The sequence below is a fragment of the Paenibacillus rhizoplanae genome, from assembly GCF_042684125.1.
Classification (GTDB): domain Bacteria; phylum Bacillota; class Bacilli; order Paenibacillales; family Paenibacillaceae; genus Paenibacillus_AQ; species Paenibacillus_AQ rhizoplanae.
Genome location: NZ_JBHUKY010000077.1, coordinates 1 through 13,119 on the forward strand (window position 1 = coordinate 1; position 13,119 = coordinate 13,119).

Sequence of the window (13,119 nt, forward strand, 5' to 3'; positions counted from 1 at the left end):
AAGTGAACGGTATATTCACGTTTTCTCATAGTCGATACCTCTTTTTTCTCGACTATATCATATCTACCATTAATTAACTAATTTAAATCTGATGCTGTACTAGTTGATACGGGAAACGTAACTGATGAGGAAGATGGAATTCAACTTGGTCTTAAAATCTACAAAAGCACTGTCTTCGAGGACCGTTACTTCATAAAAAGCCAAGATTATGAAAACGCATGGCGTGAATATAAATTACGCGATTAACATTGTTCATCTCAATGCATCCCCTGAATTTATGTTTCCATCTTTACACATGCAGCCCTAACCGCAAAGCCAATCCAGCGGACAATTCTTTTTGATAATCCAACTTCAGTTCGTTATACACTTTGGTCATACGTGCCTGTGCTTGTTCTATATCACCTGTTAAGCAATACAGTGCAGTTAAGTGATGTGGGTTCTCGTATATTCCAGCTTTCTCCCTTAACTCCATTACCCGAATGACATCTTCAACCCCTTCCCACTCCCCTATCCTCCAAAAACTCAAATCCCCAAATTCTCATTCACATACAGCTCGCTGGGTAGAATTCGATGCTGGCCGGTGTGCAACAGCTCTGGCAAACGCCCTATGCGCTGAGCTAAGCGGGATAGTTGTTGCTCATGAAAATAAGATAACCCCGTATGAATCCGGTCCTGGAAAGGTTCAAGCCATCTCGCTTCCAAGCTGTCCGGGCCGAAATACACTCCTAGCAGCGAGCCAGCTGTTGCTCCGAAGCTGTCGGTATCGTTGCCTTGCATGACCTGCTTGCATATTCCGTCTCCGGCATTGTCAGCAAATCGAAATGTATTTATCAAGGTACCGATTTCCTGATACACCTGACAGTGGGAATAATTCGCGTACTTGTGATGAATGCCCTGATACGCTTCCAGCCAGTTATCTGCATTCGCTACGATCTGGAGACAATCCGCAGTAATCTCATAGAATCGGCTCCTTCTAGGGACGAATTGCAGTGCAGTTCTTATGATTTCAAGCCGATCGCGCAGCACATGTGCGGCAGCAATTGCAGCGGCAATGAACATCGTGGCATAAATTCCCGTCCGCCGATGTGTAAAACTGGCATCACGCCAAGCCAGCTCGGCCGCAAGAGCGGGTTGACCAGGACAGGCATAACCGTAAGCATCTGCACGAATCGCCGCCCCGCATAATTCGGTATCTTGCACCAGGAAGTCGGGCCAAGCCTCTATTTCAGAATGATTGAATACTTCTCTGTCATGCTCCAAATAGCTAATCCCCGACCGAACCAGGATGGCCCTCTCCGGCCCCCACGTTGTACTTATCGGGAGATGATTTATCCATAAATCTCTTAGGTTTCTTTTCGTAAAACCCTTACCGAATTGCTCTAACGCCATCATTCCTATTAAGGTGTAGTTGATATCATCATCAGGTGCCACATAGCGAATCCGCCCCCGCGCCGTCTCGAACCAGGACCAATGACGACGATCCAACGCATGGAGAGCTCCTTCCGAAATATAATCATTCAGCGGCCATTCCCCTACAGCGGTTAACGCTTGACGTAATTCCGACAAGGTGGGATTGACCTCAATCGGCTTGCCCAGCATTGAACCACAGACTGAAGCGAGGAATCCTGCCTCTACACGCTTGGCACTGTCCTTCAGATTCAATACTCCGATCTGGCCTAGAGGTCTATCCAGGTCGCATTCCCGCCATATCTCCTCCAACTCGTCCGGCTCATAGTAAGGCCAGTTGTCCCGCATTGGAATGTCAGCCAAACTATGGGCGAATTCCAGATAAGCATCATAGCTTGCGGGAAGCTGTTCCAATCGGGCTAAATAACCGGAGGTTTGGTGCCCCTGTGCAAATTTATTACGCAGAATTCCCTCTAATTGATGTTTTAGAAACGCTAGTGATGGCAGCATGTTGTATCTCCTTTATTTTGATTGTCACAAAACCCCAACAAATTAGAAAAATAAACGGATTTCAAAAGTTCACTGTTTATCGCTTGAATCTCCTTAATAAATTCAATAATTTTAGTTCTTATCTCTTTTACAAATTTACTTTTGTGTACTCTAATATTCGAGAATGACCCATATGGGGCATCTATTAATAGGAACTTATCCGTTTGAATTAAATATCTATAGGGTATTTCATGATTTAACTCGCTTAAGATTAGAACCTCATCATCAACTTGTATTTCTAACCAGGTCCAGCAATTTTCAACATACTTCAAGGCTAAGTATTTATGCGAATTCATGTCCGTCTACAACTAGAGTAAATGCCCCATAGATCTGATGCCACTCTTTATCGAATGTCGCTGTATCCACCGTTCTCAGTTCCTCTACCTGATCTTCAAACAACTCATACTTAATCTCAAATGTTGGACGCTTAGACACTATTTCTTTCCTCTTCTCCAGGTATTCTCCCAATACTCTATCGTCACATCTGAATATTCATCCTCGCTCAGAACAATTTTTTTAATACGCTCATACACTTTTCTACGAACTTCCTCAGATCTTTGATAATCAACGTAGTCCTTTCATTCACTCTAAACTACCCTCTTCACACCTGCTAAACATCACTTCAAAGTCACCGCTCATTATAAAATGTGCAATTACCTCTTCAATCCGCTTACGGCTGCATTCGTCCACAAGCACCATGTCACTTCCCCAAAGATACTTTCCGTGCAAGCACTCACCCGTTAGTTTATTCTTGTCAGCCAGTGTCTGAATGTTCTGGTATGTAAAAAATGAAGCCACCCACCTTGAGCTGTCTTCAAAGGTTACTATAGCATCCGTGTTACCATCAACGATGTTCCATTCCCCTTCAGCCCATTCTTCATATTCAATCCAAATAGAATACTTCATTCCATTCATCCGCTCCCTCCCCCGCTAATCCCCATCATACTTCTTCAAAATCCCAACAACATATGCCTTAAACCCCTCCCTGATCTCAGGCGGTCCCAGCACTTCACACTTATCTCCAAAAGTAAGCAGCCGGTCATAGCCATAGTCATTCGCAATAATGGGATACTTGGCCCAGCAGTGGTGTTCATCCACCCGCAGGATATGGTCAGCACCGAAGCGTTCGATTACCCGATCCATAACGGAGCGTTCCAGCCGGATTGTCACGTCCACCCAGCCCTGGTTCAGCCAATCGCCGCCGTCCATCGGGAGAGGGGTGAACGCTTTTGGAACGAACTGCTCTTTCGTCACCTGGAGACCGCTCATTCTGGCCAGCTTGAAGATCCGGTAGTCCTTTTTATCCAGACAATAGGCTTGCAAGTACCAGCTACTCTCCTTGAAAACCACCTGATACGGCTCCACCCGCCGTTCACTGCTCTGCCCCCGCGCATCTGTATACGCAAAAGTAAGCACACAATGCTCATTCATCGCCGTCTCGATCATCCCGAACAGGCTGCGCAGCGACTCGTTTCCCTGATTCAAGGACAGATCCATGACGAACGGCGCATTCGGCCTGCCCTCCGCATTGTCCGGGTAGAGAGCGTTCAGCTTCTCCGCTACATACACCATTTCCCTTCTTCCAAAAAGCTGCTTGTAGCTGTGCAATCCATTCTGCAGGTTCTGAATTTCTTGAGGGGTGAACAGGGTTTTGCCCACTTTGTAGGATTTCATCAAGCCGACACCGCCCCATGCTCCCATAAGCGTATAGATGGGCAGGCCGGCTCTATTCAGCGTTTCAATATCCCGGTAAATCGTTCGTCTGCTGACTTCGAGACGCTCTGCTAACTCGCGCGCACTAATCTGCTCATGCTCCAGCAGGATCATAATGAGCGCAATCAAGCGATCCATTTTCATGATGACCACCTCTAATCAAGTATGCCATACAGGTGTCACAGTTGGTAGATTATGCTTGCTTGGAATACACCAATCCCACTATCCAGGAGGTACATTGTCATGATTTCGACCAGAATTGAAACGAAGGAAGCATTCCGCATCATTGGGTTCAAGGCCACACTAAGTGAAGATGGAGCAGTGCACGATCCAGCGTATTCTCCGCTCAAAACGGCTTTTTTCAAAAGCACGCTGGAGAACGGCTCTATGGCCTCCCTGCGTCCTCTGTCCGAAAGCCCCTACGGCTTCGCCGCGATTACCCAGGAAGATGGAAAGATCCTGTATGTTGCAGGCGTTCAGTCGCCCAGGCCCCAGCCGGATGTAGCGGTTGAAGTACTTTTTCCGGGAGGAGAGTATTTGGTGTTGTCGGGTCAGGGCGGCTTGTCGCGTCTCGCGTTTGACCGGCTGGAGGATGAGGCATTCGATGCCATCCTGAACGATAATTATGAGTATGTGTATACCGGACACCCGATCGCGGAGGTACTAACCAATGGCAATCCTATGGATGCCGAAGTTGAAGTATGGGTGCCGGTGAAGAAGCGGTAGGCAAATTGAGGATTAAGCTTGAGGAAATAACATTGGGCTGTAGGTAGAAGCAACTTCGTTGCGTTGGAGCGTGTTGGATCAGCGGTACTCAGAATTTGAGGTGTGGCTGATCCAGCGCTCAACCATCTGCTCATGTCTAGCGGCTTTCGCGCTGACCAGCCCAGTACGTTAAGGTGTAGGCGTATAGGATGATAAAGGCAATTATGCTTAGGACAACGGGGATAACAAAATTAATATTAAGCAGAGACGTCATATTTAGCTGCATTACGGATAACAGGATAACGAACAAGAAGCTTGCTGTAATCATAAAATTCGACCAGGCACGGCGGTAAGTTAAGTCTTCCCTAACCTGCTGCTTCCCTCTGCGCATTCTCCAATATTCATATATGAACAGAAGGATTCCTAACACCTGCATGATCGTAGGTATAAACACGATACTATAAGATTTATCTATATAGCGGTCTACGGTCCAACTGCCGTTGAAATGGACCGGAAGCTGGTCAGGAATCAGATCGTAGTTGCGCAGCACTGTTACAATACTAACCACAATAATAACAGCATGAATGAGGAACCAATGACTGGGCAGGCCAACATTTCCGTTCCGCAATCCTGGTTCCATGACCGATGATTCGGGAGCAGCAGGCAGCATAGGCAGTACGCTTTTCATTTTCAAATGATACCTGATGTTAATGACCAGAGAGATTACGAGCATAGCGAGTGCATAAGTAATAATGATCCAACTAATTTGTCTCGAATGTTCATCACTGTAAATTAAGCATAGAATGCCAACTATGAACAGGATGCTATGTAAAATTGCACTAATCCTAGCATACGACTTCCGCATCTGACGCAGCGGCTCACTGTGGAATTGGACAGCGCTGACAGTGACTCCGAAACTAATCGTCTCTTTTGTTAAATACGGCATACTCACGATGAGTACAATGGAAGGTACAAATACTAAGATAAAAATTATAACAGGCAGTATCGTCATATCGTTCACCTCATTCTACATACGTATTATTTTACATAGTCCTCGAAAGTGATCTTATACTCAATAGAAGTTGAAGCCCTCAATTTCCGCACAATGCAATCCCCCTACTATCACATGCTAAGAAAGTTTCATCCGAGGCCTATCGGCAGCATACCTTCTTCGGTGTAATGCTTCAAGCTTGAAGATCTGGAGGCGTTAAAATTACTTCATGTATTAAATTCAATTGTCTTTCCCTCTCCTTTGTTGAAGAATCTGTGGAGTTATCAGTTAATACATTTGTTGCCTTTATTGCGTAATCACTGCTAACTAAAGCATGTCCTCTCATATGTCCTGTTGCAATGGCTTGGGCAAATGAACGTGCAGAATACTTGCTAATGTCTGATTTGGATTATTTCGCCAATTCATTAACTACAAATCCAACTTTCCGTAAATCGGAGGCTCTAATGCTTCCGTCTATTCGTTTTTGTAAAGTTTCTATCCCTAAATGTATTCGTGAGTCATTTTTTAAATGGTCATCTAAGTAATCCAAGTACGGAGTTGCTACTTTTAAAGTCCATTGAGCAACTAACTTCTGCGGTATTTTTTCAAGAGCCTCTTCAATTTTATTGCGCAATTCGGTGTTATCTATAATTTTTATTTTAGGTTTACTATGCTTGAATTCTGTTTGTGCTTCTTTTAATTTTTGCTCATGTTTATTCCATGCGTAATCTTCTAATTTCACTGAATTCACTCCTATCAAACTACAAAAGATTTGATTGGAAAACGAAACCATAGCCTCAATTCCTTATCGTATTACAATCATAAGGTAACCGCAGCGTCACAGCAATTCTTTAACCGAAACCTGATACAACATATCATCTACACAGAACAGCACGCGATCTTCCCGAAAATCTTGCGTCACTGGTACAAGCGGCTCAGATTTTTCATTCAGAAACTGTATCTTATGCCCTTTGGTCAGGCTTGCTTTTTCATGTTTTTTGAGATAATAGTCTCCGTGTTTGCCGTAACCGCCATCGAACAAGAAGTGACAACCATCCGTGCAGAACCCGGCCGAACCGGAAATCTCAGGATTCATAAACGTAACCTTGGGCTGACTGGGTCCGCCTGAGATGCAGCCGAGCAAAAAGTCCGTATAATAATAAAACCAGACCTCCTCTTCACGGACCACATTCAAAGCGTAACAATCGGCAATGTCCGACACATGATCTTCGTACAATTTGTTGCCATGCTCATCCCAAGCCACAAGGCCGTGTGCACCGACAGGTTGATCCCACCCGTTATTCCCGAACACGCCTTCGTCAAAATAACTGGTCCAGATGGTACCTTTCTCCGTCACTTGAACATTCTGAATCCCGTCTCCAAGCAGGAACTCACGAACGGTACGCCCTTTATAATCACACACTTTGGCGTTCAGATCGTATCTGCCTGCACCATAATACGAGCAGCGCGCTCCAACCAACAGCAGATGTCTGCGGAGCGGCTGAACATAATGATAATTAAAATGCTGATCCTCAATCAAAATCTCATCGATATAATGTTGACTTTCCACCATCAAAACCTTGTAAGTATGCGGTTGCTTCAAGGCTGGTTGGACGAACATTCCTCGTTTCCGTTCCGGGATCTGGTTAATCAGCAGGACATATACGCAGCCATCTCCACCTAATTGAGCTGAGACGATCTTGAACCCTTTAGTATGCACCGAAATATCTGCAAAAGGCTGCAGCGTCACTGTTTTATGAAACATGCCTATTCCTCCTTAAGAGCTGATGTAAAACCATCCTCTGTTCTATTACCGTATTATGTCAGAGTAGATGGAACCAGAACATGGCGGAAGTATGGCGAAGGTAATCAGATCAGGATTTTTTATAAAAATAAGGTCCACTAAATGATTCATGAGTGTTAACATACGTCCATTGAAATTCCGTGTCGACGATATAAATATCGTCTTCATTTTTAAAATCATCCGCAACAATATCCTTCGCATTCTCTATAGTTAATGCAAGATCAGAATGTTGATAAAACACATATACACGATTCTTCAGTTCATTGTTAAATGCATTTTTTGCATAGTCCTTCTCGTAAGCTTTCACCCTACTGTAGCTGAATAGATTCCATAAAAAGTCGTGCAAATATATTTTCCTTTTCTCATCACTGCTTATAGCCTCAGTAAATTCCTTCTCCCAGACGCCTCTAAGGTACTTCCCCCATCTACCAACCTCAGTATATTGAATGTTTCGTTTATGAAGTATTTCTGTAAGCTTTGTCTTTGTCATCAGGTATTCTCACTTTCGTTACTATTTAGCATATAGTTGAATATTTATTTCGTAATTATATTGTATAGAAGGCTCGATGAAGCTGGCAGTGGGGATATTATTAATAATATTCAGAAATCCCCATCATAAAAGGAGATGAAATAAAGATGAACAGAACCAGACCTACAAAATTACTATTATTATTTTTGTTTGCACTATTGATTACTTCATGTCAATCCTCGACTGAACCTAGTACCGGAAACAATAGCAATACTGGAGATTGGCCTTCTTACACCTTTGAAGAATTAGTCTCGAATTCAGACTTGGTTGTTTATGGAGAAATCACTGACACTAAAAATCTTGACGGTGACCCTCCTTCACAAGAATCAAATCTGAATGTTTTGAAAGTGTTGAAAGGTGACGAAACGAATAAAACAATATCCTTAAAACTAACAGACCCTTCATATTATGTTAGTTCTGATTCTAAATATGTTATGTTCTTAGATAGTACCGGCTCTTACTATACACAAAAAACATACAACTCCCTTTTAATCGAAAAAAATGGAGTCATCTCATCTAGTCTTCAAGGATTAAGCGGCGAATTTACAATAGATGAGGTTCAAAATCAGATTTCTAGTGTTATGGCAAAATGATTATTAATGAGTCTTAGAGGGGCAGTTTTTTCTGCTCCTTTTTTTGGTTTAACCGATATGATACTAGGAGTAATGTGATGCACCCGACCGCCGTTCTATTCGGAGACTGGATAGGATTCGAGCAGATCAAAGTTCTCGTGATTCCCGTCAATAAACAGGGTGGTCCATGGTTTCTCAGTCAACCATTTTAGCCAAAAGCGATCCTCCGCATCATCTGCCCCATTCAGTGAGCGCTTGATTGGATCGCAAAAGCATATTTCTTTTCCTGCTTCTCCCAGAATGCATTTATGATAAAACCTCTATATTCCTTTTTATCTTTTTCATAGTAAGAGCTTAAGGAAGAAGCGATGTGCGTTTCTAAATTGAAGCTATACACGCCTTTCTTTGTAACATAGGGAACGTCGGTTATTAATTTGGATGTATATAAATAATCTCCATTAGCATCAAGTAATCCATCGCTTATGGAAAGTGTGTCAGGCGGATTTGATCCAAAATCAATTGAAATCTCTTCGCCAATTTTCAAATATTGAATTTCCGAAGTGTTCTCTTCCTCGAATGCAAAGGAAAACGGTGAAGCTGTCTGATCGGATAAAGAAGCCTTTTGATCACTATTCAGATTCGCATATTTAATATTCTCTTTTCCGCCAACAATGGTAACACTACTCTTAGGACTACCATCACAGCCCGTAAATGCCACAAGTAATGAACATAAAAGCATACTCATTATTATTTTTTTACAGCGATTAATAAGGATCATCCCCCTCTTTATAATGAACGCCAGTTTCTGCCTGCCAAAATCATGGACAACACGCAGCTAAGCGAAGCCAGCCCCATCCACAGCAATACGGAATAGGACATCCATACACTAATCATATTGTAATTATAATTCACCAATAAAGGCCAGCCCAGCATGAATAGTAACAACAGCGCTCTGATTAGCAGGGTAACACGGGCCTTGATCTTTTGGCGGCGGATTCCCTTCTCTGTGGCAAAATCGCTTCTCCCTCCTGCCAGCCGGATGAGCTTAAACGCAATCCCAATCACAGTTAACACTACTAAAAGCGAACCTATCCCGTCTATTAGGATATAGGTGTCGTCATACTTGAAGGTCTTCATCGGCTGCCCTTGCATCTGGTCATAGATATTCTGAGCAATCAGCGTAGGTGCGGTAGAGTTCAGATTAGCCAGTACGAACACCCCCTCCTTACGTTCTGGATCGATGATCGCCTGGGAAGAATAATTCGGGTTGCTTCCACTATGACGGATCACCCTCGTCTCCCGGTCTTGGCTCCAGCCGAAGGCATAGAATTGGTTCTCAGCTTCATGCCCCGCTGTACTAAGGTCAGGCTTATGGGATTGTTGAATGGCCTTTCTTAGATTATCCGGGACCTCGCCGCTTCCAATCTGAGCGTTGACCCAGTGCTGCAAATCCTTCAGATTGGTCACCAGATACCCTGCGGCTATATTTCCGTAGTATCTGGGAGCATCGTAGGCCATACTTTTGCCAAAAAACACCCGATACCCCTGTACAAGCTGCTCCGGCTTCCGTTCCTGCCCTGTCGAGAAATAGCTGTCGTTCATCCCCAGGGGCTTAAGGATCTGCTGCGTTACATAATCCTGATAGCTCATCCCTGTAACCCGCTCAATAATCGCTGCCAGAATATCGTAATTCACTGTTGCATACTGATACTCATTGCCCGGCTGGGTATCCAGCGCAAGGCTGGACATCTTATGTATGGTGGTAGCAAGCTGCTCCTTATCTGAACCTTCAGGGATCAGGCGGATGCTCCAAGACGGTATTCCGCTGGTATGTGATAGTAGCTGGTTAATTGTGATCTTAACCTTCTCCCCCTTATAGGTTGGAGCAAACTCTGGTAGATATTGCGATACATCATCGGTATAAGCCAAAGCCCCCTGATCCTGTAGCATAATCACAGCCAGAGCCGTAAAGGCCTTGGTCGTTGAGCCTAGTTCAAAAAGCGACTCTGCCGTAACCGGCCTTCGCTGCTCCTTATCGGCGTAGCCGTAGGTTTTGAATTCGGTCTTGCCCTTGCTGGCGGATAGAATCGCTACACCTGGAGTCGCTGTTTTGTCCATGATGCTCTGTACCGTAGCGGACTCACTGTCAACCTTCCCTGAGGCCAAAAGAGTTCCAGTCTCATGCCAACATGTAGCCGTAGCAAGGATTACGATTAGCAGCATCGCTATGCCTTTCAGCAGTATTTCTTTTCTCCGCGTTGTTCTCTTCATGATTATGCTCCTTCAAGTTCGGTCATCTGGATCAATTTACACTTATCTAGTATGACGGCTTGCAGCAGCCCTTCCCTGCATAATGGGTGATTAGTACTTTACCTCAACAAAAACAAGCCCATATACCAATGTATAAAGAATTTTTTTAGTTTGACCTTGCAGTATAGTTCAACCCTTATAGTGAAATATAGTTAAGGATGCTTTTAAACTAAATTTATAAAGATTATGAGAGAAGGTATATTATGAGAAGTAAATTTAATGGAGAACTGCCGGGGATTCTATTCCTGATTCTAGCACTTGGTGCTTCTGTATTTATCGGAAAAGAAATGTTGTTCGCTGTACTAGCAATAATCGTGCTATTGGCACAATTAGGTATTTATACTTTTCACCTTCAAAGAAGAGGTAAACTGTTCTGGGTCTATGCAGTGGCCCTGGTAACCGAGATTTTATTCTTGGCCACTAATGAGTTTTGGATATTCTCACTTACTATTCTACTGCTGATAGTAGCAGGGGTGTGGAATGTGTTTTATGCTGGTGATGTGCGTAAGAGCGGGAAGGTTTTTCTAGTGGTTCGGAGAGTGTTGTTCGGAATTGTAGCTTTAGTTGCCAGTGTTTTTTGGCTAGTTAACATATATGCTAAGCCTATTACGAGGTCTGTTACCCTGCCAGCTGAATTGACTGTTGAAATCAACAATGACCAGCTTGATTCTCCAACCACCATGTTGGAAAATATTAAGAAAATGAATTCTTTTGGCAGCCGTACAACAGGATCTGAAGGTCACAATAAGTTCATTGCATGGTTACAGCAGCAGGTAACGGATATGGGCCTTACTGTGTACCGTGATAAGTATACTTTTGATCGCTGGGAAGAGAAGAAAAGCTCTGTGACCATAGATAACCAGGAAATTCATGTATCCTCTGCGTTTCCTTACTCAGGCGAGACCGATACAAATGGAGTTACCGGAGAGTTTGTCTACACCAAACCTGGTAAATATGAGGAAGCCAAGGGCAAAATAGCCGTCGTAGAAATCAAGAACTTTAAGAATTTTCCCATGGCACTGGTTATGAATATACGTGAAAAAGTTGGGGCGCCGGGCGGTATTCCTTCAGATGAGGGCGATCTGGTCCTTACCACAGCTTTGAAGCACGCTAAATTGGAAGAAGCCAAGGAACAGGGCGTCAAAGCAGTCATTATCGTCTGGGATGGTGTTTCTGATGAAAAGGCTGAAAAGCAGTACCTCCCCTTCACTGAGCATTATTTCGGAATTCCAGCAGTTTGGGTCAATAAAACAGCAGGGCAAAAGGTAATCAACGCAGCTAAGGCACATAAGGCGGGCACAGTGATTTTAGAGGCAGAAACACAGGAACATGCACCGACCGAATCTTTTTATGTGAAAATTGAAGGAAAGAATAAAAAGGAATCGATCATTATAAATACGCATACCGATGGTGTGAATGTGGTAGAAGAAAACGGTGCGATTGGCATGCTCTCCATGATTCGTTACCTGCAGCAGCAGGAGCAGCCAGAACGGACTATGATCTTCACCTTTGTAACAGGACATTTCAGATTACCCGAATTCAAAGGTACGTCGCAGGCAACCTCAACCTGGATGCAGGCTCATCCTCAGCTGTGGGATGGGAAAGATGGACACCTGAAAGCCGTGGCAGGACTCACTGTAGAGCATCTGGGCAGCTTAGAATGGAAGGACAATGCTTCCGGACAATATGGACCGACTGGTAAAATAAGCACAGAATTCACCTATGCAGGAAATGAAATAATGGAAGCTATTTGGATGAAAGCTGTTGAAGATAGAAATAACACCCGGACCGTTATCTTACGCGGACATAATAACTTCCAATTCGGTGAGAGTCAGCCCCTGTTCAATGCCGGGATTCCAATGATTGGACTTATCCCCATCCCAGACTATCTCCTGGTAGATAGTATAGACAGAGAAATGGATAAATTCGATGTGAATCTGATGCACGAACAAGTCGGGTCTTTATTGAAGGCATTACAGCTCATGGATCGTATAGAGACTTCTGAGCTAGGGACGGCGGATAAATATTCGTTTTTCCTTGGGCGGACGAAATAGTTGAATGATGGCGCGGCAGTCTAACACCGGTGCCGGACAATATAACATGAATAACTTGTGATCCTAAACAAGATTTGGGATAATGAGCATAATCTAAGCCGTCCAAAAAAAGGAAGAAGGTATACGTATGAAACTTTGTGGAGTCTGTATCCTCACTGACAATGCGCCGCGCCTCGCTGCTTTTTATGAAATCGTGCTCAAGGAGTCTCCGGTTGTGGAAGGACAGCATTACGGATTCGACTGCGCCCAGCTTGCGGTCTACACTCCGGGCCAAGTGAACGTGGTCAATGACAAGAATATGTCTCTAATGTTCTATGTCCATGATGTCTTGGCTGAATATGATCGTCTGAAGCATGCCATCCCCGGCATCGGGATTACCTCTCCACCTGAGCGCAGACCGTGGGGCGCCTATTCTTTCTGGTTCCTTGATCCCGACGGAAATACGGTGAGCTTTATTGAGAAGAAGGATCTTGAAAGCTAGATTA

The 13,119-nt window shown here is 44.0% G+C and carries 13 protein-coding genes and 1 pseudogene; 4 read left to right on the forward strand and 10 right to left on the reverse strand.

Annotation, left to right across the window (positions count from 1 at the left end; translation table 11 throughout):
- Nucleotides 1-522: 522 nt before the first annotated feature.
- From ACFSX3_RS27795 to ACFSX3_RS27810, 4 genes are all read right to left on the reverse strand, one after another.
- Nucleotides 523-1,917, reverse strand: coding sequence for an ADP-ribosylglycohydrolase family protein (locus ACFSX3_RS27795; RefSeq protein WP_209992512.1), 1,395 nt, complete (start codon nt 1,915-1,917; stop codon nt 523-525).
- Nucleotides 1,918-2,238: 321 nt separating this feature from the next.
- A complete protein-coding gene (locus ACFSX3_RS27800) occupies nt 2,239-2,391 on the reverse strand; it encodes a hypothetical protein (protein WP_209992513.1) in 153 nt (50 codons plus the stop codon).
- A 147-nt stretch (nt 2,392-2,538) separates the two neighbouring features.
- Nucleotides 2,539-2,871 carry a hypothetical protein gene (locus tag ACFSX3_RS27805; protein ID WP_379256380.1) on the reverse strand — a complete coding sequence of 111 codons (333 nt, stop codon included), beginning with the start codon at nt 2,869-2,871 and terminating at the stop codon, nt 2,539-2,541.
- Nucleotides 2,872-2,886: 15 nt separating this feature from the next.
- Nucleotides 2,887-3,813 carry a helix-turn-helix transcriptional regulator gene (locus ACFSX3_RS27810; RefSeq protein WP_209992514.1) on the reverse strand — a complete coding sequence of 309 codons (927 nt, stop codon included), beginning with the start codon at nt 3,811-3,813 and terminating at the stop codon, nt 2,887-2,889.
- 99 nt (nt 3,814-3,912) lie between these two features.
- Between ACFSX3_RS27810 and ACFSX3_RS27815 the strand changes: the two genes are divergently transcribed.
- Nucleotides 3,913-4,395: an effector binding domain-containing protein gene (locus ACFSX3_RS27815; protein ID WP_209992515.1), complete on the forward strand. Its 483-nt coding sequence runs from the start codon at nt 3,913-3,915 to the stop codon at nt 4,393-4,395.
- 136 nt (nt 4,396-4,531) lie between these two features.
- Here ACFSX3_RS27815 and ACFSX3_RS27820 read toward each other — a convergent pair whose 3' ends face one another.
- From ACFSX3_RS27820 to ACFSX3_RS27835, 4 genes and pseudogenes are all read right to left on the reverse strand, one after another.
- Nucleotides 4,532-5,386: a DUF1648 domain-containing protein gene (locus ACFSX3_RS27820; protein WP_379313535.1), complete on the reverse strand. Its 855-nt coding sequence runs from the start codon at nt 5,384-5,386 to the stop codon at nt 4,532-4,534.
- Nucleotides 5,387-5,558: 172 nt separating this feature from the next.
- Nucleotides 5,559-6,158, reverse strand: a pseudogene (locus ACFSX3_RS27825) (putative immunity protein).
- A 45-nt stretch (nt 6,159-6,203) separates the two neighbouring features.
- A complete protein-coding gene (locus ACFSX3_RS27830; protein ID WP_209992518.1) occupies nt 6,204-7,130 on the reverse strand; it encodes a hypothetical protein in 927 nt (308 codons plus the stop codon).
- Nucleotides 7,131-7,239: 109 nt separating this feature from the next.
- Complete coding sequence (locus ACFSX3_RS27835) at nt 7,240-7,659, reverse strand: DUF4275 family protein (RefSeq protein ID WP_209992519.1); 420 nt, start codon at nt 7,657-7,659, stop codon at nt 7,240-7,242.
- 146 nt (nt 7,660-7,805) lie between these two features.
- Between ACFSX3_RS27835 and ACFSX3_RS27840 the strand changes: the two genes are divergently transcribed.
- On the forward strand, nt 7,806-8,291 hold the full coding sequence (locus ACFSX3_RS27840; RefSeq protein WP_209992520.1) for a hypothetical protein: 486 nt from the start codon (nt 7,806-7,808) through the stop codon (nt 8,289-8,291).
- A 223-nt stretch (nt 8,292-8,514) separates the two neighbouring features.
- On the opposite strand, the gene ACFSX3_RS27845 is transcribed toward ACFSX3_RS27840, so the two are convergent.
- Both ACFSX3_RS27845 and ACFSX3_RS27850 read right to left on the reverse strand, forming a co-directional pair.
- Nucleotides 8,515-9,048 carry a hypothetical protein gene (locus tag ACFSX3_RS27845; RefSeq protein WP_379313537.1) on the reverse strand — a complete coding sequence of 178 codons (534 nt, stop codon included), beginning with the start codon at nt 9,046-9,048 and terminating at the stop codon, nt 8,515-8,517.
- 8 nt (nt 9,049-9,056) lie between these two features.
- Nucleotides 9,057-10,541 (reverse strand): serine hydrolase domain-containing protein, encoded by a 1,485-nt coding sequence (locus ACFSX3_RS27850; RefSeq protein ID WP_209992522.1) that lies wholly within the window; start codon nt 10,539-10,541, stop codon nt 9,057-9,059.
- Nucleotides 10,542-10,783: 242 nt separating this feature from the next.
- Between ACFSX3_RS27850 and ACFSX3_RS27855 the strand changes: the two genes are divergently transcribed.
- Nucleotides 10,784-12,634: a PA domain-containing protein gene (locus tag ACFSX3_RS27855; RefSeq protein ID WP_209992523.1), complete on the forward strand. Its 1,851-nt coding sequence runs from the start codon at nt 10,784-10,786 to the stop codon at nt 12,632-12,634.
- 127 nt (nt 12,635-12,761) lie between these two features.
- Nucleotides 12,762-13,115: a VOC family protein gene (locus tag ACFSX3_RS27860; protein ID WP_209992524.1), complete on the forward strand. Its 354-nt coding sequence runs from the start codon at nt 12,762-12,764 to the stop codon at nt 13,113-13,115.
- Nucleotides 13,116-13,119 lie beyond the last annotated feature (4 nt).

Coding starts and splice junctions, on each gene's coding strand:
- ACFSX3_RS27855 (WP_209992523.1), top strand. CDS start 10,784: ATGAGAAGTAAATTTAATGGAGAACTGCCGGGGATTCTATTCCTGATT.
- ACFSX3_RS27840 (WP_209992520.1), top strand. CDS start 7,806: ATGAACAGAACCAGACCTACAAAATTACTATTATTATTTTTGTTTGCA.
- ACFSX3_RS27860 (WP_209992524.1), top strand. CDS start 12,762: ATGAAACTTTGTGGAGTCTGTATCCTCACTGACAATGCGCCGCGCCTC.
- ACFSX3_RS27805 (WP_379256380.1), bottom strand. CDS start 2,871: ATGAATGGAATGAAGTATTCTATTTGGATTGAATATGAAGAATGGGCT.
- ACFSX3_RS27850 (WP_209992522.1), bottom strand. CDS start 10,541: ATGAAGAGAACAACGCGGAGAAAAGAAATACTGCTGAAAGGCATAGCG.
- ACFSX3_RS27830 (WP_209992518.1), bottom strand. CDS start 7,130: ATGTTTCATAAAACAGTGACGCTGCAGCCTTTTGCAGATATTTCGGTG.
- ACFSX3_RS27810 (WP_209992514.1), bottom strand. CDS start 3,813: ATGAAAATGGATCGCTTGATTGCGCTCATTATGATCCTGCTGGAGCAT.
- ACFSX3_RS27835 (WP_209992519.1), bottom strand. CDS start 7,659: ATGACAAAGACAAAGCTTACAGAAATACTTCATAAACGAAACATTCAA.
- ACFSX3_RS27815 (WP_209992515.1), top strand. CDS start 3,913: ATGATTTCGACCAGAATTGAAACGAAGGAAGCATTCCGCATCATTGGG.
- ACFSX3_RS27795 (WP_209992512.1), bottom strand. CDS start 1,917: ATGCTGCCATCACTAGCGTTTCTAAAACATCAATTAGAGGGAATTCTG.
- ACFSX3_RS27820 (WP_379313535.1), bottom strand. CDS start 5,386: ATGACGATACTGCCTGTTATAATTTTTATCTTAGTATTTGTACCTTCC.
- ACFSX3_RS27845 (WP_379313537.1), bottom strand. CDS start 9,048: ATGATCCTTATTAATCGCTGTAAAAAAATAATAATGAGTATGCTTTTA.